Annotated in this window: 20 protein-coding genes; 3 read left to right on the top strand and 17 right to left on the bottom strand. The window is 55.0% G+C overall.

Annotation, left to right across the window (positions count from 1 at the left end; translation table 11 throughout):
• Positions 1-17 precede the first annotated feature (17 nt).
• From astA to fabV, 6 genes are all read right to left on the bottom strand, one after another.
• On the bottom strand, positions 18-1,049 hold the full coding sequence (gene astA, locus P8S54_RS06440) for an arginine N-succinyltransferase (RefSeq protein ID WP_281443712.1): 1,032 nt from the start codon (positions 1,047-1,049) through the stop codon (positions 18-20).
• Positions 1,049-2,113, bottom strand: coding sequence for an arginine N-succinyltransferase (locus P8S54_RS06445; RefSeq protein WP_281443713.1), 1,065 nt, complete (start codon positions 2,111-2,113; stop codon positions 1,049-1,051). Before P8S54_RS06445 ends, astA begins: the two co-directional genes overlap by 1 nt.
• 35 nt (positions 2,114-2,148) lie before the next feature.
• Complete coding sequence (locus P8S54_RS06450) at positions 2,149-3,363, bottom strand: aspartate aminotransferase family protein (RefSeq protein WP_281443714.1); 1,215 nt, start codon at positions 3,361-3,363, stop codon at positions 2,149-2,151.
• Between the two features lie 100 nt (positions 3,364-3,463).
• A complete protein-coding gene (locus P8S54_RS06455) occupies positions 3,464-4,438 on the bottom strand; it encodes a GlxA family transcriptional regulator (RefSeq protein WP_281443715.1) in 975 nt (324 codons plus the stop codon).
• A gap of 290 nt (positions 4,439-4,728) precedes the next feature.
• The gene (locus tag P8S54_RS06460) at positions 4,729-4,944 is read right to left on the bottom strand and encodes a hypothetical protein (RefSeq protein ID WP_281443716.1); all 216 of its coding nucleotides are present in this window, start codon (positions 4,942-4,944) and stop codon (positions 4,729-4,731) included.
• 69 nt (positions 4,945-5,013) lie between these two features.
• On the bottom strand, positions 5,014-6,216 hold the full coding sequence (gene fabV / locus P8S54_RS06465; RefSeq protein WP_009101129.1) for an enoyl-ACP reductase FabV: 1,203 nt from the start codon (positions 6,214-6,216) through the stop codon (positions 5,014-5,016).
• A 159-nt stretch (positions 6,217-6,375) separates the two neighbouring features.
• On the opposite strand from fabV, the gene P8S54_RS06470 reads away from it, so the two are divergent.
• Positions 6,376-6,759: a hypothetical protein gene (locus P8S54_RS06470; RefSeq protein WP_281443717.1), complete on the top strand. Its 384-nt coding sequence runs from the start codon at positions 6,376-6,378 to the stop codon at positions 6,757-6,759.
• A 19-nt stretch (positions 6,760-6,778) separates the two neighbouring features.
• Here P8S54_RS06470 and P8S54_RS06475 read toward each other — a convergent pair whose 3' ends face one another.
• The gene (locus tag P8S54_RS06475; protein ID WP_281443718.1) at positions 6,779-7,264 is read right to left on the bottom strand and encodes a glutathione peroxidase; all 486 of its coding nucleotides are present in this window, start codon (positions 7,262-7,264) and stop codon (positions 6,779-6,781) included.
• Between the two features lie 72 nt (positions 7,265-7,336).
• Positions 7,337-7,954, bottom strand: a complete 618-nt coding sequence (locus P8S54_RS06480; RefSeq protein WP_281443719.1) for a LysE family transporter — start codon at positions 7,952-7,954, stop codon at positions 7,337-7,339.
• A gap of 186 nt (positions 7,955-8,140) precedes the next feature.
• Here P8S54_RS06480 and P8S54_RS06485 point away from each other — a divergent pair, with 186 nt between their 5' ends.
• Entirely contained in the window at positions 8,141-8,872 is a 732-nt protein-coding gene (locus P8S54_RS06485) for a YebC/PmpR family DNA-binding transcriptional regulator (protein ID WP_281444073.1), read from the top strand.
• Positions 8,873-8,876: 4 nt separating this feature from the next.
• Here the strand turns inward: P8S54_RS06485 and P8S54_RS06490 are convergent, their stop codons facing one another.
• Genes P8S54_RS06490 through P8S54_RS06500 form a run of 3 tightly spaced genes read right to left on the bottom strand, consistent with a single transcriptional unit; the run spans position 8,877 to position 11,664 of the window.
• Positions 8,877-9,635, bottom strand: coding sequence for a DUF429 domain-containing protein (locus P8S54_RS06490; protein ID WP_281443720.1), 759 nt, complete (start codon positions 9,633-9,635; stop codon positions 8,877-8,879).
• Entirely contained in the window at positions 9,632-10,462 is an 831-nt protein-coding gene (locus P8S54_RS06495; RefSeq protein ID WP_281443721.1) for a mechanosensitive ion channel domain-containing protein, read from the bottom strand. The genes P8S54_RS06490 and P8S54_RS06495 overlap by 4 nt, the downstream gene beginning before the upstream one ends.
• Positions 10,463-10,470: 8 nt before the next feature.
• Positions 10,471-11,664, bottom strand: coding sequence for a hypothetical protein (locus tag P8S54_RS06500; protein WP_281443722.1), 1,194 nt, complete (start codon positions 11,662-11,664; stop codon positions 10,471-10,473).
• A 154-nt stretch (positions 11,665-11,818) separates the two neighbouring features.
• Here P8S54_RS06500 and P8S54_RS06505 point away from each other — a divergent pair, with 154 nt between their 5' ends.
• The gene (locus tag P8S54_RS06505; RefSeq protein ID WP_281443723.1) at positions 11,819-12,091 is read left to right on the top strand and encodes a hypothetical protein; all 273 of its coding nucleotides are present in this window, start codon (positions 11,819-11,821) and stop codon (positions 12,089-12,091) included.
• Between the two features lie 64 nt (positions 12,092-12,155).
• Here P8S54_RS06505 and P8S54_RS06510 read toward each other — a convergent pair whose 3' ends face one another.
• The 6 genes from P8S54_RS06510 to dbpA form a co-directional block, all read right to left on the bottom strand.
• Positions 12,156-12,689, bottom strand: a complete 534-nt coding sequence (locus tag P8S54_RS06510) for an NUDIX domain-containing protein (protein WP_281443724.1) — start codon at positions 12,687-12,689, stop codon at positions 12,156-12,158.
• Between the two features lie 93 nt (positions 12,690-12,782).
• Complete coding sequence (locus P8S54_RS06515; RefSeq protein ID WP_281443725.1) at positions 12,783-13,790, bottom strand: NAD(P)-dependent alcohol dehydrogenase; 1,008 nt, start codon at positions 13,788-13,790, stop codon at positions 12,783-12,785.
• Positions 13,791-13,894: 104 nt separating this feature from the next.
• Positions 13,895-15,766: an ABC transporter ATP-binding protein gene (locus P8S54_RS06520; protein ID WP_281443726.1), complete on the bottom strand. Its 1,872-nt coding sequence runs from the start codon at positions 15,764-15,766 to the stop codon at positions 13,895-13,897.
• Between the two features lie 62 nt (positions 15,767-15,828).
• Complete coding sequence (locus tag P8S54_RS06525) at positions 15,829-16,860, bottom strand: AbrB family transcriptional regulator (RefSeq protein ID WP_281443727.1); 1,032 nt, start codon at positions 16,858-16,860, stop codon at positions 15,829-15,831.
• Positions 16,861-16,985: 125 nt separating this feature from the next.
• Entirely contained in the window at positions 16,986-17,843 is an 858-nt protein-coding gene (locus P8S54_RS06530; protein ID WP_281443728.1) for a PA4780 family RIO1-like protein kinase, read from the bottom strand.
• A 72-nt stretch (positions 17,844-17,915) separates the two neighbouring features.
• Complete coding sequence (gene dbpA / locus P8S54_RS06535; RefSeq protein ID WP_281443729.1) at positions 17,916-19,313, bottom strand: ATP-dependent RNA helicase DbpA; 1,398 nt, start codon at positions 19,311-19,313, stop codon at positions 17,916-17,918.
• Positions 19,314-19,418: the final 105 nt, after the last annotated feature.

Consider the following 19,418-nt stretch of genomic DNA (forward strand, 5'->3'; position numbering starts at 1 on the left):
ATACGTGTTGTGAAGCACTAGGTTTCCAACAAACGAACATGGTCACCCGTTGTCACGCCCAGCCGCTTCGCTTCTTGCTGGCTCAGTACGATGATGTCGTCCTGGCTGGGCGCGCGGCCTATCCAGCTAGCGGTAAAGTTCAGCATCTGAGTCGTGGCCGCCAGCCAGCGGCTGACGCTCTCATCATGCGCGTCTGGGGATATTTCAACGTGGCAAAGCCGTGAGTTGCGAATCGCCCGCACGTCGTCGATATACGCCTCAACGGTGGGGCCGCCATCAAAAATGTCGATATAACCTTCCCAGCGCAGCCCCTCTTTTTTGAGCATCTCTAGGGCCGGTCGGGTGTGGCGGTGCACTTGACCAATACAGGCCCGCGCCTCCTCCGACATGAAGGTGGTATAAATGGGGAACTTGGGCATCAGCTCGCCTATGAAGCTTTTCTGCCCCAGGCCGGTCAGCCGATCAGCTTCATTGAAGTCCATGGGAAAGAAGTGCTTGCCCAAGCTATCCCAAAAGGGGCTTTTATTGTTGTCATCAAAGACGCCGCGCATCTCCGCCAACACCTTTTGCGGAAACCGGTCGCGGAACTGGGCCATAAACAGCCAGCGCGCTTTGGAGAGCAGCGCGCCATTGCGCAAGTGTTTGTTGACCTCGCCACGATACTCCGGGCGCAAAAACAGCGAACACACTTCCGCATCGCCGGTGTGGTCCGAGCTTAAAAACAGCGTGTCGATGGTGCGGTGTAGATCCAGCTGTACAGAGGAGTGCGCCAGGGTACCTAAGCGATAGTTGTAAAACGGCACTTCTCGGCCGACCTGACCTTCAATGGCACAGCAGCCAGCCAACTCGCCGCTCTCTTCGTCTTCCAAGACAAAAAAGTACAGCCGGTCGTCTACCGCAGTGCGCTCTTCAAAGGCGCGGGCGGCGGCTTCAATTTTACCGGCCAAAAACTCGCGGTTATCTGGCAGTGAAGTAAAGCCAACGCCTGCTTGTTGCGCGAGGGCCTGAAGCCCATCTAAATCGTCGCGGGCAATGGGTCGAATGCGCATTACATCTCTCCTTCATCGAGCGCATCTACCGCGCTTGGCAGGGTCAAAGGTGCTGCCAGCACCGCACGCCCTTCTTCAACGCCCAGGCGCTCAGCGTGCTGCGGAGAAAGCATGAGCTGGCCGGTGGGCGAGAGTGCATAGCGCGCCACGATACAGCGGAAATCACCTAAGGTTTGATTGGCAATCATCGCGGGTTCCGCATCGGGCAGAGCGTGTTCGGGCCGTATCCTCACCGGATGCCAAGCGGCACGGCGAAAGGTTTCCAGCCGCTCGCGTTCGGCTTTGACAATCGGCCCGGCGTCGAAAATATCCACATGGCGAGAGCGCACAAAGCCCTCTGCCAGCAGTTCCGTTAGGGCCTCTTCATGGGCGGGGTGCTCCCGACCAATCGAAGCACGCGCCTGGGGAGTGAGCAGCGGCAAATAGAGCGGAAACTGCGGCATCACTTCGGCAATAAAGCTTTTTGAGCGTACCCCGGCAATGTGATTCATCTCTTGATAGCTACGGGCAAAGAAATGGCGGCCCACACTCTCCCAAAAAGGGGACTCATTATTGCTATCCAGATAGCCTGGAAATGCCACCGCCAGAATGCGCGAGAAGCGCTCTGGGTACTGGGCAATAAACATCAAACGAGAGCGGCGCAGCAGGCTTTCTGCGCTGGTGCCTTTGTAACGCGGATTCAGCGACAGTGCGCAGAGCAGTGTCGTATCAGAAGCTTCGTGGGAGAGCGCCAGTGTCTGTACTTCGCGGCGCACATTCAGCTGCTGAGACGCGTGGATCAGCGTCTCCTGGCGGTAGGTATAGTAGGCTTCCGCCGCCCCCGCCTGAGCCCGAATGGTGGCTGTCCCTAGCACCTCATCGCGGCTGTGATCTGCTAATACGAACATATAGTGTTCGTGGCCGGGGAACTCTACTTGGCTGTTGAAGGCTTCCTGGGAGCGCAGGATGCGCTCCTCAAGCCGGTCACGGTTGGCAGGCAGGTTGGTTAACCGTGGCACCGCGTGCTCGGCCAACTGCTCCAGGGCTGACAGATCAGCCATTGTTACCGGTCGGATTACCAACATCCTTAACGCTCCCTCTTGTGTCGCTTGCTGCCTACTCATGCGCTGGCAACAAGCCGCTCAATGGCACGTTCAAGGCGCGCCATGCCTTCAACAATATCCGCCTCGGGAATGACTAATGATGGCGCCATCCGCAGCACGTTCGGCCCCGCAATCAGCGCCATCAAACCCTCTTCAATGGCGAGCGGAAGAATGTCTTTGGCACGGCCTTCATAGGCATCCGACATCTGGGCACCCATCAGCAGGCCCATGCCGCGAATCTCCTTAAACACGCCGTGTTTACGGTTGATGGTTTCAAGGTGCTCGCGGAACAGGTCGTGGCGGTGCTTGACGCCTTCCAACACGTCGGGCGTGTCGATAAACTCCACCGCCGCAAGCGCCACCGCAGAGGCAAGCGCGTTACCTCCGTAGGTAGAGCCGTGGGTGCCGATGGCCAGCGACTTGGCAATGGCATCGGTGGTTAAGGTGGCGCCGACAGGAAAGCCGCCGCCCAGGGATTTAGCGCTGGTGAGAATATCCGGGGTAATGCCGAAATTCTTATAGGCGTAAAGCTCACCGCTGCGGCCCACACCAGTTTGTACTTCGTCAAAAATCAGCAGCGCGTTATGCTCGTCACATAAATCGCGCAGGCCCTGAAGGAACGCTTGGGTGGCGGGCACGATGCCGCCCTCGCCCTGCATGGGTTCAACCATGATTGCGCAGGTATCATCCCCGACTAGCTTACGAACGCTTTCCAGGTCGTTAAAATTGGCGTGCAGAATCCCACCGGGAATCGGGCCAAAGCCTTGGGAGTATTTGGGCTGTCCACCCACGCTCACGGTGAAAAAAGTGCGCCCGTGGAAGGATTGATAAAACGAGATGATTTTATCTTTGTGCTCACCATGGTGGTCAACCGCCCAACGGCGGGCCAGCTTCAGTGCGGCTTCGTTAGCTTCACCACCGGATGAGCAAAGAAACACTTTATCGGCAAAGGTGCGCTCGGTGAGCGTCTTGGCAAGCTTAAGCGCAGGTTCGTTGGTAAATACGTTGGAAAGATGCCAAAGCTTTTCGCTCTGCTCTTTAAGCGCATTGACCAGCACTGGGTGGCAATGGCCTAGGGAGTTCACCGCGATACCGCCAGCGAAGTCGATGTATTCGCGCCCCTGCTGATCCCACAAGCGACTGCCCTCACCGCGCACCGGAATAATCTGCTGTGGCGAGTAGTTGGGCGCCATGTAGTGATCGAAATCCTGACGATTAGGGGTGTAACTCATGGGACGATACCTCCAGTGGGGTAAACAATAGATTTAGTATACGGTGGGCAGCAGGCGCCGTGCTTTCAGTATTGGGACGGTAAATTATGAAAAGCTGCGCTTAACCAAGCCGCTCTTCTCGTGGCGTAATGCCAAAGTGATTGCGATAGGCCGTGGAGAAGTGCGCGCCAGAGGAGAACCCGGTGATTAACGCAATATCACCTACCGGGCGATCGCTCTCTCTTAGCTGTTTGCGCGCTTCTTGTAAGCGTAAATCCAGGTAATAACGGCTGGGCACTGCCTGCAGGTATTTCTTAAACAGCCGCTCTAACTGCCGCCGAGAAATACCCAAATGCTCTGCCAGCTCTAGCGTAGAAAGCGGCTCTTCAATGTTGGCTTCCATTAGCGTTACAGCGTCTACCAAGCTTTCTGGCGCATGACCCAAGCGATTGCGCAGCGGTACATGCTGGCGCTCATCGGCGAGCCGGATACGATCGCACACAAACTGTTCAGAGACTTGCTCGGCCAAGCGCTGACCATGATGATTGCCGATGAGCGTAAGCATCATATCCATTGCCGCTGAGCCACCTGCGCAGGTGATACGGTCGCGGTCGATTTCAAATAGCTGCTGAGAAAGCGTGACCTGGGGGTATGCCTGGGCAAAGGCATCAAAGCGCTGCCAGGGCAGCGTCGCCCGGTAGCCCTCTAACAGCCCACAGCGGGCGAGCACCTCGGTACCGCCAGCAAGCCCACCGATAGCGACACCTCTTCCCTGATGACTGCGCAACCACTCGTTGAGCTTAGCGGGCAACGCATAGGGTAGTGGCGTGGGCGCACACACCAGCAACATATCCAGCGGCCCAAGCGGTGCACCTAGCGCGTGCTGCGCTACCATAGAAAGCTGCGCGCTGCTGCGCACAGGCTCATCGCTTAAACTGAGCGTGACCGTTTGATACAGCATCTGCCCGCTCAACTGGTTAGCCATTTGCAGCGGCTCAATGGCGCTTGCATGGGCCAATAGCGAGAACCCCGGCAGCAGCACAAAGGCCACCCGTTTACGTTCACTTCCAGATAGCGTCAACGTGCTTGAGAACATAGTGAGCTGCTTTGCTGCATAAAAACCGCCGTCGGCTTGAGTAGCTGTCTAATACTTGGCTAACTGTCTATTTAAAAAGTCATCTTACCCAATTGTACCAATGAAGGAAGCGCCTGTTGGCCCTATATAAAAAAAGGCGTCGCACGGCTAATAAGTGAAGAGAGTGGCTGCCTGAAACGAAGCAAGACACATTGAAATGAAGTTGGCGAGATGTAAGCAATGGCCCTGAAATGCAAATTGCCGGACACAAGGTCCGGCAATCAATTTAGAAAAGGAGAAGAGTGAAGAAATTAGCCTCCACTGTTACCTGCTCCAAGAATTAGGAACCCAGCCACCACTAACCCTAGAGCTATAATCACCAGAGGAATCAGCTTATGCATCCCTCGTGGAGACTTCTTTGCCTCAGGCTGGCGCTGAGGTTCAGCGTTCTCAAAATCTTCTGGTATGCGCTGATTCAATACGTGCTCTTTTTCTTCTTCCCGAGTCTTACTTTCCCTGGTATCCATAAACGTCTCCTGTCCTCCGGTAGAAAAAGTGAGTGCGACGACCTCTAGCTAACGCAACCGCATCACCACTTATAAACTAATGACATCGAACTCAACGTTAGGGTTCACATCCGCATCGTAATCCACATCATCACGCTCAAAGCCAAATAGCTTCAAAAACTCATGCTTATAACCAGCATAGTCGGTAATTTCGAATAAGTTTTCGGTGGTGACGTCTGACCACAGATCTTGACAGGCTTGTTGCACGTCATCGCGCAGCTCCCAATCGTCCAGGCGCAAACGGCCCTTCTCATCGGTGGCCATATCGCCCGCCTGGGAATAAAGGTACTCGCCGAACAGCCGGTTAAGCTGGTCGATAGTGCCTTCGTGCAGGCCCTGCTCTTTCATTATGCGGTATACCATGGCGATATATAGCGGCATGACCGGAATGGCCGCACTGGCCTGGGTAACCACCGACTTGAGCACGGCTACATTGGCACCACCACCGCTTGTTTGCAGCTTGGCATCAATGGCGGCGGCGGCGCGATCCAAGTCTTCCTTGGCTTTGCCCAGCGCGCCATGCCAGTAGATCGGCCAGGTAATTTCAGTGCCAATGTAACTAAACGCCACGCTGCGGGCGCCTTTTGCCAGCACACCGGCATGGTCTAGGGCTTCCATCCACAGTTCCCAATCTTCGCCGCCCATCACCGTGATGGTATCGTCGATCTCTTGCTGGGTGGCAGGCTCTACTTCAGCTTCAATGATGACGTCTTTGTTGGTATCGATAGCCGTTGCACGGTAGGTATCGCCAATCGGCTTTAGGCTTGAGCGCTTAACTTCACCGGTATCCGGCAGTTTGCGCACTGGCGAGGCAAGGGAGTAGACCACTAGATCGATTTCCCCCATGTCCTGCTTAATCAACTCAATGGCTTTTTCCCGCGCCTCATGTGAGAACGCATCGCCGTTGATTGATTTACTGTAGAGCCCTTCCTGCTTAGCAAATTTGTCGAATGCCGCACTGTTGTACCAGCCTGCGGTGCCGGTTTTTTTCTCACTGCTGGGCTTTTCAAAGAACACGCCCAGCGTGTCTGCACCATAACCAAAGGCAGCGGTAATCCTAGCTGCTAAGCCGTAGCCGCTGGAAGCGCCTATCACCAGCACTTTCTTAGGGCCAGCACTTTTATCTAAACCACGGGCGCGGGTCGCTTCGATCTGTTCCAGAACGTTCTGCTCGCAGCCTACAGGGTGAGTCGTCGTACAGATAAAACCACGCACTTTAGGTTTAATAATCACGTTGAACCTCTTTATCAAATTGATTTCATTATCAACATGGCAATGCCATCAGCTAGTGAGGCTATTCTAGCCGTCTCGGCGCGCTGTGTCCGCACTTGAGCTTCTCTGTCGATCGCGGCAGGATAGCGACCTGTTAACCACTTGCCGACGAGACTCCCCATGAATGCACAGCAGCTAGTCGATGAACGCGGCGACCTATGGCTTGCCCTGGCCCCACTTTGGCTTGACCGTGAACCCAGCGAGCGTGACTACGCCAAGATGATTGATGTGATTCAACAGCACAATATGTCACTGAAAGAACTTGAGTGGATGTTCCGCTTGGAAATGGCACCGGTCATGTCTCGACATCAGCTGTCGGTTGCCAGCGAGTGGCGCCAGTTTGATGACTATAAACTGATGAAACAGTTAGTCAGCCACAACCTGCGGCTGAAAGGCTGGCGGCGCAAGAGTTGGGCGCTATTTTCATCGTTGACTACGATGATGGTTCGCCACCGCTGGGAGGCCCTAATGAACCGTTTAATGGTAGCCCGTGGTGAGCTTTAAACGCCCCGCCGAGTGACGTTCACGCTTTATCCAGCGCGGCTTCTAGTGCTAAGCGTAGCGGCAAGCCGTGGTCTTTAGGGCCAAAACGGGCGATTACCTGGCCATCTCGCCCTACTAAAAATTTAGTGAAGTTCCATTTAATTATTTTGGTTCCCATCACACCGGGCGCCTCCCGCTTAAGAAGCACAAACAGAGGGTGGGCATTACCGCCGTTGACATTGACCTTCTCCATCAGCGGAAAACTAACGCCAAACTGCTGCTCGCCGAAGGCACAAAAAGCCTCAGCGCTCTCCGGTGACTGCCTGCCAAACTGATTACAGGGGAAGCCAAGCACCGTAAAGCCACGGTCGCGGTAGCGCGTATAAAGCGTCTCCAGCTCTTTTAGCTGCGGCGTAAAACCACATTTGCTAGCCACATTAACCACTAGCAATACCTGCCCACGCAGAGCGCGTAAATTAAACGGCTCACCCTGGTGGGTATAGCAGTCTTGATCATAAATCATCATCGCAAGGCCCCTACCTGCCTTCGCTAGCGTGTTATCACCATGCCACGGCAAATGCGGTTACGCCAGAACCGATTAACTGATTGGCCCCACCACGACACGCAGTGCCAGGGCGATCAGCAATATCCCGGTGACCCGGTTAATCCAGTGGGCGTAACGCTGCAGCCAAGGCAATACGCTTGAGTGGGAAAGCCCCACCGCCACTAGCACGTACCAGCCACCGTCAATCACCATCGCTGTTGCCACAATTATTGCTTTAGCAAGAATGCTCATTTCGGGCGTTACAAACTGGCTGAGCAACGCCACAAAAAAGATAATTAACTTAGGATTACCCAGCGCCACTAAGACCCCTTCTTTAGCGGCCTGACGCGTGGTGGTCAGCACAGCACCCGGTACTAACGCCCCCGCTTTTCCTGCCCGCAGTGCTTTAACGCCCAGCCACGCCAAATACGCAGCGCCTAACCACGTAATAATTTGAAACAGCTGGGGATGGCGCACAATCAGAGCTCCCAACCCCCACACGGTTAACAGCGCATAAAACCCCACACCGAGAGCGTGGAATACAGCGGCAGTCACCCCCGGCAGGCGGCCGCCCCCCAGCGTATGACGCAACACCAGCGCCAGACTCGGCCCCGGCGACATAGCCCCCATAGCGCAGATCGCGGCCAATGATAGCCAGAGTGACAGCGGCATTATTCTCTCCGTGGAATAGGTCATTAAGGAAGCGCTATTATACGCCAGCCTTACCTGCGTTCAGGTAATAAATGCAGGCGCTTAAATAACGCTGTTAGCATGGTACGCTGTTGGGTAAAATTTTCCCTTTTTTGATCAAGATGACGCCTGCCACGCAGGCGGTTCATGGCTAATAAGGACTTCAACATGGGTAGGGCGTTTCAAAACCGTAAGGAATCCATGGCCAAAACGGCCGCTGCGAAAACCAGGGTTTATAGCAAGTACGGGCGTGAAATCTACGTCTGCGCTAAAGCCGGCGGCACCGACCCTAACGGTAACCTAGCACTACGCGGTTTAATGGAACGTGCCAAGAAAGATCAGGTGCCTTCCCACGTAATAGATAAAGCACTGGATAAAGCCAGCGGTGCTGGCGGCGAGGACTTTTCAACAGCGCGCTATGAGGGCTTTGGCCCAGGCAACGCCATGGTGATTGTTGACTGCCTAACCGACAACCCGAACCGCACCTTTGGCGATGTGCGTGGTTGCTTCACTAAAACCAAGAGCAAGATTGGCACGCCCGGCAGCGTGAGCCATATGTTCGACCACTGCGCTATTTTCTCGTTTTCTGGCAGCGACGAAGAAGCCGTGCTTGAAGCGCTGATGGAAGCCGATGTGGACGTTACTGATATCGAGCAGGATGAGAGCCGTATTACCGTCTTTGCTCCGCATACCGACTACGCTAAAGCCAAGCAGGCCCTGCTAGACACTTTTGGCGAGATCGACTTTGAGGTGGATGAAATTCAGTTCCTGCCACAAACCACGACACCGGTTGAGGGTGAGGATGTGGCCGTGTTTGAAAAACTGCTTGATATGCTTAACGAGCTGGACGATGTGCAGAACGTGTTCCACAGCGCAGAGCTTCCCGAAGCGAGCGCGTAGCACCCTACTGAGTTAGCGCATCGCGTGGCACAAAGATCCACCCTTCGGCCGCTGGCATCGCTGCTGGCGGCCAAGAGATGCTCTCTTTGGCATGCTCCAAACTCCAGGCAAGCAGTGCACAGAGCCAAGCATCCTGAATATCCTGCTGCTTTGGCGTTGGCTGCTGCAGCATAGCGGTATGTTCAGCGGGTAGGCTTACTCGTTGACGCAGGGCAGTAAACACCGCAGAACGCTTGGCAGGCGACGGATAGCCCTCCACCGCGCTAAGCGAACCATCCGCGCTTTGCCACTGCCCACAGGTGGCAATGTGCGGTGCAAAACGCGCCAGCAAGTGCATCCCTTTCGTGGCCTGGCTGCCAATCATATCTTTAATCGGCGAAAGGGGCGTTACGCCTCTCTGAAAGAGCCAGCGTTCGGTCTCGCGGTATAAATAAGGGTTTTCCTGAGATCGGCCAAGCGCGCTGACCGCTTCACCACGTGCAAGCGCCAGCAACGCCTGTGGAAGTGCCAGCGGGGTATCAATGGCCATCACCACACGCTCGTTGCCGCTTGCTTGATGCTGACAAAGCGTTAGCAGGCGATGAATCAAGTCGCGGCTGTCGTGTGCCTCGTTAAGCGTCGTGCGCAGGTTTCCTCGCCACGGTATGCCTACTAGGTTAAGCGACCTATCCAACACTACCAATGCATCGCGACTGGCAGGGTTGTTATCGCAGTTCCAACCACCGACGTCCCAGCCCATATAAAGCGTTTTAGGTGATGTCATCGACCAGTCACGTCCTGCGATTCCAATGCCGCACCGGGCGGCAACAGCGCAGGCTTAATGCCCAAGTCGCTGAGTACCTGCTTACCTCGCACGGTCATATCGGTAATAAATAAAAACTGTTGCCGTGGGTCAACGGGGTAGGCTCGAATACGGTAGTGCGTGCCCCAAGGCGTCTCTTCTGCCACGACGACAATTGGCTGGTCAAACTTAAGATACGCGCTGGTAAGCGCCACATCTCTCAAGGCTTTACGCACCCGGCCCGCCTCATGCTCGGGATGTAGATAAAAGCTCGCCACACACTGTAAGCTGGTGCCGCCGTTATTAGCATTGTGGATCGCTGAATCCCAAAGTTTAAGATGCGGCACTGCAACCAAATCATCGTCTGGGGTTTGAATCTCTACCGTGCGCATCCCGACGTGCTTCACCTCACCGTATGTACCCTCGATATTCACCCAGTCCCCCGGCCGATAGGGCAGTTCAACCGCTGAGACCACGCCGGCTATCAGGCTACTCACGTAGTCTTTTAGGGCAAAGCCGATCGCCAAACCAAGCGCCCCCAACAGCGTCACCATATTGCGCATGGATGGCTCGATGACAACAGGCACGGCAATGACGAGTGCAGTAATTAAAATCAGCAGTCGCGTCAGCGGTACCAGGGCAAATACCCGAAACCGCAGCTGGCCATGTAACCGATTAGCCAGCCATTTCAGGCCATGCTGGCTAACAATAATCAGTAGCACCGTGCTGACCAGCGTAACGCCGAGGATAATTAGCGCCTGGCTATCGATATCGTTAAACAGCCTGGCGTACTGCTCTTTGTCGTCCATTCCTCCTCCTAAAGCGCATCAACCAGGTAGTTGCGGGATTCCAACAGCTGTCGCACGCTGGCATAACTAAGGGGTGAAACTTGCCAGCGCCCCTGGTGACAGCTAAGCAACCCCCGACGTGCCAACGATAGCCGCGCGCTTAACACTTCATGGTCAGAAAACGGGAGCACATCTCCTAGCGCCTGATCCTCCAACCCACCGTGAATTAACAGCGTATGCAGCAGCAATGTAGCCAGGTCTCCAGTCTCCGCAGGTAGCTCTGCTTCCGCCAAGGCGTCCAGCAGCCACAGCTCTTGAGACTGAGCGTCGTCTTGGGATTGTGTTGATTCGTCGCTTTCAGCAGGCTCACGCAGCCGCTCTCGCCAATAGTGCCATGCTATGCCTAAATGCCCACGGCAGTGGGCCGATAAACGCTGCAGCTCTTTATGCATCGTTTTACGCTCATTTTCAGCGTTATCGTCACTGTCGTTTGCAAGAATGGGGTTACCGGTACGGGTGCTATACACGCTGGGGCAGCTACCCCCACCGGCTAAGTTCGCGAAATAGTGAGCTAACTGTTTGCCCTCCACTGCCTGAAGAGTGAATGCTGGCGTGCCGTCCAGGCCAATCGCCTGCTGCAAATAGGCGTATGTCCAGCTGTCGCAGCCAATTACCCCACGCCCCATGCGTCCGCTTAACGCACGCTCTAGTAACTCACGCACGCCTTGTAAGCCTTGGGTATGGCGCAAAAAGTATCGCTCCAACTCTGGCAGCGCCCAATTAGGCTGGTTTTCACAACGCGCTATCCATCCACGCTTTCCTTCAGAGAGTTCCTGATAGGTAGGGGTAGCCAAGCAGCTAACGCCCTGCTGCTTTGCCCAATAGTTAACAACGGCGAAATGCCCACCATGGGGCGGGGTAACGAAAAACACCACTGGCTCTTCTTCAAGGCCCTGCTGGTGAAGGACGCGGGCAAATTCAATAGCCCCAGGCGACCAATCCACGTTAGGCACCAAGTGGGCAAGCCGCACTTCTGGCAGGGCACGCAGCTCGCTCTCTTGCTTTGCTTTATGCTCTGCGGCCTCTCTGCCCACTAGCCAACGAGTTGCCGTTTGCCAGCTCCGTCGCCACTGGCTCGCCTGGGTACGCTCTGGGGTCGTAAAATCCGTTAGCTCAACTACCTTCCATAATGATGGGGCCTCATTGCTTGAGCGCTGCGCCATAAGGCTACCTTTCCGCTAGATAAGAAAATAAAGATTAGCACGCCTAACGTTGGCATGGCCGCGCAACATGAACTTGTCGTCTACTATGAAGTGACTAGAAATATCTACTAAACTGATAGCTACTTAATGTGAATACGGTGTGCAGGAGGCATATATGAGCGTGATTAACGTGACCATGGAAGAGTTACACGAGAAGCTTTCAAAGTGCATTGCTGGAGAAAGGTTGCTCATCGATCATGATGGCAACCGCTTTAGTGCACGCATCCAGCATGTGGGCATGACAGGCGTAAAAGTCATCCCTGAAACGGATATTAAAAATAGCACCCACGAGCCTGGAGATGTCGAGGGTACTACAGTGCCCTATGAGGATATCTGGGAGCTTGAAGTAAAAGGGGTGGTATACAGCAGGCTGCCCGACAAAGCTTAATCCGCCTAAGCCCTTGATACCTAAAAGACAGATCCATACCTAGAGGACAACACAAAGCCCGGGGCTAACGGCCCTGGGCAATGGCTACACGCTCTAGCACCAGAGTTTCGCGGTGAATGGAAAAGCCCATGGTGGCTGGCTTGCGTGCAATAACGCTACGGTTATGACGCAGCGCTTCTTCAAGCGACACCCACCGCGCCGCCATGCCGTTAGCAGTTTCGTACTCTGCCATTTTTGCTTCACCCAACGTATTGCCAATTTGGCAGGTAAACCAGTGAGACGTTTGAAACATCACATCCCACTGCTTTTTCCAGGTGGGGGTATATTCTGTTACGTAGCCAAAATGTGAGGTTACTTCGATATCCTGGGCGCCAGTCTCTTCATACAGTTCACGGTGCAGGCCCACTTCAGGGCTTTCCCCAGTGCCTATACCGCCGCCTGGAAAGCTAAAGTCATCGTAACGCTCGGTGTAGAGCAACAAAATATTCTCATCACGGGTGACGATGGCACGGGAAGCTTCACGCTTTAATACCCGCATCTGCTCTAACGCAAGCGATGCGGGGAGTGCTTCGTGAACGAGATGAGCAATATGATGCATGGATCTTCCTGGCAAATAAAAGCGGCCATTCTACGCAAATGGCCGCTTTAGTTCATGCGCTCAATTAATGGCGTTAAGCGCTAATTCAAGTGCTTAAAAAGTGAGGCAGATTTTGCCAAAGTGCTTGCCAGACTCTTGATGACGGAAAGCGTCAGCAATGTCATGGAGCGCAAACTCGCGGTCAATAATCGGCCGCAGATTGGAGGCTTCAATGGCGTGAATCATCTCGATTTGGTGACGACGGCTACCGACGATAAGCCCTTGCAGCTTCGCTTGTTTAGCCATCAATTTGGCCGTTGGAATCTCACCTTCGCGGCCGGTTAACACACCAATCAGCGAAATATGCCCACCAATTTTTATCGCATCAATCGACTGCGGCAGCGTGCCGGGGCCGCCTACTTCAACCACGTGGTCTACACCTTTACCATCGGTCAACGCTTTAACCGCCTTCCCCCAGTCTGGCGTCTCTTTGTAGTTGATGGTGTGCTCAGCGCCCAGCTCCCGCAGGCGGGCCAATTTCTCACTGGAAGAGGAGGTCGCGATTACCCTTGCGCCCATCATCTTGGCAAACTGCAGCGCAAAGATGGAGACACCCCCCGTGCCTAATACCAAGACCGTATCACCCGCCTTAAGACCGCCGTCCACCACCAGCGCACGCCATGCGGTTAGTCCTGCAGTGGTGAGCGTTGCAGACTCTGCGTGGCTGTAACCCTTGGGCTGGTGGGTAAACCAGGTAGTTGGACGAATGATCTGTTCACGGGCGTAGCCGTCGATGCCATCCCCTGGTGTGGTCGTGAAATCGCCGACTCGCGCAGGGCCTTCCAGCCAGTCGGGGAAGAAGGTAGACACCACCGCATCACCAACGGCGAACTCACTCACACCTTCACCGATTGCTTCCACAACGCCTGCCCCATCCGACATAGGAATGCGGCCATCATCAGTGGGGATCATCCCCTTCACGACGGCGTAATCGTGAAAATTTAACGAACTAGCATGCAGGCGTACTTTAATTTCGCCGGGGCCAGGTTCACCTGGAGCGGCGAGATCAACCACGTCTAATTTATCTAAACCGCCGGGGTGTTGAAGCTGAATGGCTTGCATTGCTCTCCCTCCTTTAAAACGCGCTCGATTAAAACGAGCTGTAAACGACCAGTCTACTACTAAGTGAGGGTAGTGCAATCAAGTTCAAGCCCTTTCAAAACAGGCTAGTCTAGGTCGTGCCCCAAAAAACCGCCGGACTGTCGCTGCCAGAGGCTGGCGTAAATGCCGTTTTGCGCCAGCAGCTCCTGGTGGGTGCCGCTCTCCACCATGCGCCCTTCATCCACCACAATCAAACGGTCCAGCATGGCGATCGTGGAAAGCCGGTGGGCAATCGCAATCACCGTTTTACCTTCCATCAACGCATCCAGCTGTTCTTGAATGGCGGCTTCCACTTCGGAATCCAGCGCTGACGTGGCTTCATCCAGCACCAAAATGGGCGCGTTTTTAAGCAGCACCCGGGCAATTGCAATGCGTTGACGCTGCCCCCCAGAGAGCTTGACGCCGCGCTCACCGACATGGGCATCCAGGCCGCGACGGCCTTTGGGGTCGACTAAATCATTGATAAACCTATCTGCGTGGGCGCGACTTACCGCCTGCCATACATCTTCATCACTGGCATGGGGGCTGCCGTAGCGAATATTATCCCGCAGCGAGCGGTGCAGTAGCGAGGTGTCCTGGGTAACCATACCAATCTGATGGCGCAACGAGGTTTGGGTGACATCGGCAATATTCTGCCCATCGATTAAAATCCGCCCACCCTGCAGGTCGTAAAAACGCAGCAGCAGATTTGCCAGGGTGGACTTGCCTGCCCCTGAACGGCCAATCAGGCCAATTTTCTCGCCGGGTTTGATGGTTAAACTCAGCCCGTCAAAGACGTTTTTACTCTCCCCTTTCGCCTGGGCATACTGAAAGCGCAGCGCATCAAACACGATCTCGCCGTTGGGCACGACAAGTGCTTTGGCCTTAGGGGCATCTTTGATCGTCGGCTCCTGGGCGATGGTATTCATGCCATCCTGCACCGTGCCAATGTTTTCAAAAAGCCCAGCGACTTCCCATAAAATCCAGTCGGACATAAAGCGAATGCGCATCACCAGCGCAATGGCGATGGCCAATACGCCCAGGGAAATGGCGTCCATATACCAGGCGCTAATCGCCATGCCCGCGGTGCCCACTAGCAGCAGCGTATTGAGCAGCGTTAAACAGACGCTCATCACCGTGACCAAGCGCATCTGACGGTGAACGGTGACCATGAAGCCCTCCATCGCGTCTTTCGCGTAGCCTTGTTCGCGCTCGGTATCGGCGAAGAGTTTGATGGTTTGGATATTGCTGTAGCTGTCGACCACGCGCCCCGTCATCTGGGCACGGGCATCGGCTTGGGCCATAGAGACATCCCGTAGACGCGGAACGAAAAAGCGCATAATGCCTAAATAGCCCACAAGCCATAGGCCAAGGGGCAACAGCAGCCAGGGGTCGGCGCGGCCCAATAGAATCGCTGCCCCGGTAAAATAGACAACGGCGTAGACCATCAGGTCCATCACTTTGGTGACGGTTTCTCGGATCGCCAGCGCCGTTTGCATGACTTTTTGTGACACCCGCCCGGCAAACTCATCCTGATAAAACGCTAGGCTTTGGCTGAGCATGTGGCGGTGAGAAAGCCAGCGGCCAATCATGGGGTAGTTGCCGAAAATCGTCTGATGGGTCACCAGGGACTGCATTAGCACCAGCAACGGCAGGCCCACAATTACCAACAAGCCCACGCCTGCTAACCACAGGCCGTGGTGTTGCCAAAAGCTTTCTCGCTCTACGTTGCCCAGCCAGTCAACCAGCTCGCCCATATAACTGAAGAACACCACTTCTGCTGCGGAGACCAGCGCCGTCAGCAACGATACCGCCAGTAGCCACGGCCATACCGGGCGTGAGAAGTGCCAAATAAACGGCAATAACCCCTTCGGCGGCGTGGTGACCTCATCTTCCGGGTAGGGGTTTACTCGCCCCTCAAAGTAACGGAACAGCGGCGTAAGTATACGAGACAGCATGGGAGGTCCTTGCGTTACTGATAAGACAGAAGCAGCAGAGTAAAATAGAGTTAAGAAATGAGCTAGCGGCGCAGCAGCCAGCGCGCCGCAAACGGGGCCGCAATCATCAAGGTGATCATTCGCAGCAGGTGGTGAAACGCTACAAACACAGGATCAATATTCAGCGCCACAGCAAGAATGGCCATTTCACCAATACCACCAGGCGCCAGTGCTAAAAGCGCTACATCACGTCCAATCCCCAGCGCTTGATGGATTAACTCAGCAAAAATAGCCAGTACGATTAACGCAAGTAGCGTGGCGACCCCTGATTGCCACAAATAACGCCCCAGTAACCGCCGAGTCATTCCCTGAAAACGCGAACCAATGGCGCTACCCAACACCCACAGCATGAGGTTCATGCCCCAGTTAGGTAGCGTTAGACTGGCAAGGTTAAACCCCGACAGCAGTGCTGCCATGAGAAGCGGTGTCAGTAGCGCAGCGCTGGGAACGCGCAGCCAACGACCCAGCGGTAGCAGCAAAGGAATAGTCAACAACATCCAGCCATGTGCTAACACCGTGTCTGCTGGACCCAGCTGTCCTTCACCGCCTTCAAATATCCAAAAGAGTGGGGGAAGAAAGAGGATGACTAAAATGATACGCAGCGACTGAGCAATAGCGATACGTTGGGGGTCGCCGCCGCATTTGTCGCCCAACATAATCATGGCCGTCATGGCACCAGGAGCGGCCCCAAACCAGGCGCTAACCGGATCAAAACCACAGCGCCGATACCATGCTGCTGCCACCGCCGTCGAAGCGGCCACACCTAGCAGTAACAGTACGGATGAAACAGGCCAATCCATTATCCGCTGCGCAAGTTCAGGCGTAACTTGGCTGCCAAGCACTAAGCCCATTACCGCTAAAAATACGTTACGCAGTGGTTCGGGCACGCCAACGTTAACGCCTTTTGCCGACATCAGCAGGTTAGCTACCAGCGGGCCAAGCATCCAAGCCAGCGGCAATCCCATGAGGTGAAACAACGCACCACCGACGGCACCTACGCCTAGCGATGTGACCAGCGCGTTTACACTTCCTGCCCTGACACGTATGCCTTTCACACACACCCCGCTGATTAACCCTGGTCATACCGAACGGGTAATTACCCTGCTAAGCATTACCGTTAGCTTATCAGTTTTGGTTTACCGCGGGGTATTAGAAAGGCATCAAAGCCCCTCTTATGGCCTTAATCTTCATCGTCGTCGTCTCGCATGCGCGCCTGACGTTCGGCCTCTTCCTCTTTAGCGTCGTCGATAACTTCCATGAGCTCATCAACATTGGCGATGTGGGTGTCAGCATCGAAGTGGCCGGTAAGCTTACTATCCGGATGTAGCTCGCCCGACTCGTACAGCGACCACATCTCTCTGCCATATTCCGTTGTCAGCAGCTCCGGTGCGTACTGGCCAAAGTAGTTGCGCATATTATCGACATCGCGATAAAGCATGGCGGCGGCGCTGTTGTTGCCTGCGGCATCGACGGCCTGGGGCAAATCGATAATCACCGGACCGGAGGCATCTACCAGCACGTTGAATTCTGACAAGTCACCGTGGATCAAACCCGCACACAGCATACGCACTACGTCTTGAATGACTTTGGCGTAGTAGGTTTTGGCTTGCACTGGCGTGAGCGTAACTTCGTCTAAGCGCGGCGCTACGTTACCTTCGGCGTCGCTGATCATCTCCATCAGCAATACGCCATCGACAAAACCGTGAGGTTCAGGGACACGAACACCTGCGGAAGCAAGCCGATAGAGCGCGTCTACTTCGGCATTTAGCCACGCCTGCTCCTGCTCTTTTTGGCCATAGCGGGTTTTTTTTGCCATGGCCCTGGCCCGGCGGCTATTACGCTCTTTACGCCCTTCCTGGTACTGCACCGCCTGTTTAAAGCTACGCTGTTTGGCCTCTTTGAATACCTTTGCACAGCGTACTTCTTCGCCGCAGCGCACCACATAAACCTGCGCTTCTTTACCACTCATTAACTGCACCAACACCTCATCGATCATTCCATCATCGACCAGGGGCTGTAAACGTTTGGGGATTTTCATGGTTAGCTGCGTCGGCTCCTCTTTATTATCTTTACCATCTAACATTGCTATTTGAGTTCAATGTCCCGTCACTCAAAAACGGATACGGCGAACGCGGAAGGCACGCCCTTTCAGTTTGTCACGCTCAAGCTTGGCTTGGGCTTTTTGAACGACGCTATGCTCCACCGCCACATAGGCGCTGCGCGCCAAGACTTTAATTTTACCGACCTGCTCACCACTCAGCCCACCTTCGCTGGTCAACGCACCAAGAATATCCCCCGGGCGCAGCTTATCTTTTTTACCGCCTGCCAACTGTAGCGTTGCCATAGGCGGCTCAAACGGCACAGAGTGCTGGGGTTTAGGCAATGGTTCCGTGGTAATCGGCTGCTCTAGCAAGCCTTCCAGCCGCTCTAGCCGATAATGTTCTTTAGGGGTTACCAAGGTACAGGCAACACCGCTAGCGCCCGCGCGCCCGGTGCGCCCTACCCGATGCACGTGAACATCAAGCTCACGGGCAATTTGATAGTTGAACACCGCATCTAACTGGGCAATATCCAAACCGCGCGCCGCAACATCCGTGGCGACCAGAATAGACGCACTCTGGTTGGCAAACAGGATTAGTCGACGGTCACGATCTTTTTGCTCTAAGTCGCCGTTGAGCGCTACGGCGCTAAATCCAGCATCGGTAAGTTGCTCCGCCACCGCTTGGGTTTCGCGCTTGGTGTTGCAAAACACCACGCTGGTCGCCGGCCGATAGACCAGCAGCAGCTGCTGAAGGGCGGCAAACCGCGCCTCTTCGTTAGTGACTTCATAAAAGTGCTGATCAATGGTAGTGGCATCGTGAAGCTCAGCCACTTTGACAGTGACCGGATCACGCATTACGCCGCGGGTCATGGTGGCAAGGCCACCAGATGCCTGCTCATCCGGGAAGGTCGCACTGAACAGCAGCGTCTGGCGATCCGCAGGCGTGTCGGCAATGATGTCGTCAATGGTCGCCTGGAAGCCCATATCCAACATACGGTCAGCTTCATCCAGTACCAAGGTGGTCAGCGAGCCCAGCGTTAGAGAGCCTTTACGTAAATGCTCGTCAATGCGTCCGGGTGTGCCCACCACGATATGCGCGCCGTGCTCTAGCGAACCCAGCTGCGGCCCAAATGGTGCACCACCGCACAAGGTAAGCACCTTAACGTTGGGCAACCCTCTCGCCAAACGGCGCAGTTCGTCGGCTACTTGATCGGCTAGCTCCCGAGTGGGGCACAGCACCAGGCCTTGAACGACAAACGCGTCTACACGAAGCGCAGCCAGCAGCGCTAAGCCAAATGCGGCGGTCTTACCAGAGCCGGTTTTGGCTTGGGCTAGCACGTCGCGCCCCGCCAGCATCGGCGGCAGGCTTTGCGCCTGAACCGGCGTCATGTCGTGATAGCCAAGGGAGTCTAGATTCGTCAACAGCGCGGGTGAGAGCGCAAGCGATGCAAAAGAGGTGTCGGACACAAAAAATTCCTGAAGGGGCTATTCAGCCCAGCAAACCGATAATGTGAAGCACCATACCAGAAAGTGCTTTCCACTGCCTTGCTGTCTAGGTCAATGGGGAGAGCA

The organism is Halomonas sp. M1, from assembly GCF_029581375.1.
GTDB lineage: Bacteria > Pseudomonadota > Gammaproteobacteria > Pseudomonadales > Halomonadaceae > Vreelandella.

Coding starts and splice junctions, on each gene's coding strand:
- astA (WP_281443712.1), bottom strand. CDS start 1,049: ATGCGCATTCGACCCATTGCCCGCGACGATTTAGATGGGCTTCAGGCC.
- P8S54_RS06445 (WP_281443713.1), bottom strand. CDS start 2,113: ATGTTGGTAATCCGACCGGTAACAATGGCTGATCTGTCAGCCCTGGAG.
- P8S54_RS06450 (WP_281443714.1), bottom strand. CDS start 3,363: ATGAGTTACACCCCTAATCGTCAGGATTTCGATCACTACATGGCGCCC.
- P8S54_RS06455 (WP_281443715.1), bottom strand. CDS start 4,438: ATGTTCTCAAGCACGTTGACGCTATCTGGAAGTGAACGTAAACGGGTG.
- P8S54_RS06460 (WP_281443716.1), bottom strand. CDS start 4,944: ATGGATACCAGGGAAAGTAAGACTCGGGAAGAAGAAAAAGAGCACGTA.
- P8S54_RS06470 (WP_281443717.1), top strand. CDS start 6,376: ATGAATGCACAGCAGCTAGTCGATGAACGCGGCGACCTATGGCTTGCC.
- P8S54_RS06475 (WP_281443718.1), bottom strand. CDS start 7,264: ATGATGATTTATGATCAAGACTGCTATACCCACCAGGGTGAGCCGTTT.
- P8S54_RS06480 (WP_281443719.1), bottom strand. CDS start 7,954: ATGCCGCTGTCACTCTGGCTATCATTGGCCGCGATCTGCGCTATGGGG.
- P8S54_RS06485 (WP_281444073.1), top strand. CDS start 8,141: ATGGGTAGGGCGTTTCAAAACCGTAAGGAATCCATGGCCAAAACGGCC.
- P8S54_RS06490 (WP_281443720.1), bottom strand. CDS start 9,635: ATGACATCACCTAAAACGCTTTATATGGGCTGGGACGTCGGTGGTTGG.
- P8S54_RS06495 (WP_281443721.1), bottom strand. CDS start 10,462: ATGGACGACAAAGAGCAGTACGCCAGGCTGTTTAACGATATCGATAGC.
- P8S54_RS06500 (WP_281443722.1), bottom strand. CDS start 11,664: ATGGCGCAGCGCTCAAGCAATGAGGCCCCATCATTATGGAAGGTAGTT.
- P8S54_RS06505 (WP_281443723.1), top strand. CDS start 11,819: ATGAGCGTGATTAACGTGACCATGGAAGAGTTACACGAGAAGCTTTCA.
- P8S54_RS06510 (WP_281443724.1), bottom strand. CDS start 12,689: ATGCATCATATTGCTCATCTCGTTCACGAAGCACTCCCCGCATCGCTT.
- P8S54_RS06515 (WP_281443725.1), bottom strand. CDS start 13,790: ATGCAAGCCATTCAGCTTCAACACCCCGGCGGTTTAGATAAATTAGAC.
- P8S54_RS06520 (WP_281443726.1), bottom strand. CDS start 15,766: ATGCTGTCTCGTATACTTACGCCGCTGTTCCGTTACTTTGAGGGGCGA.
- P8S54_RS06530 (WP_281443728.1), bottom strand. CDS start 17,843: ATGAAAATCCCCAAACGTTTACAGCCCCTGGTCGATGATGGAATGATC.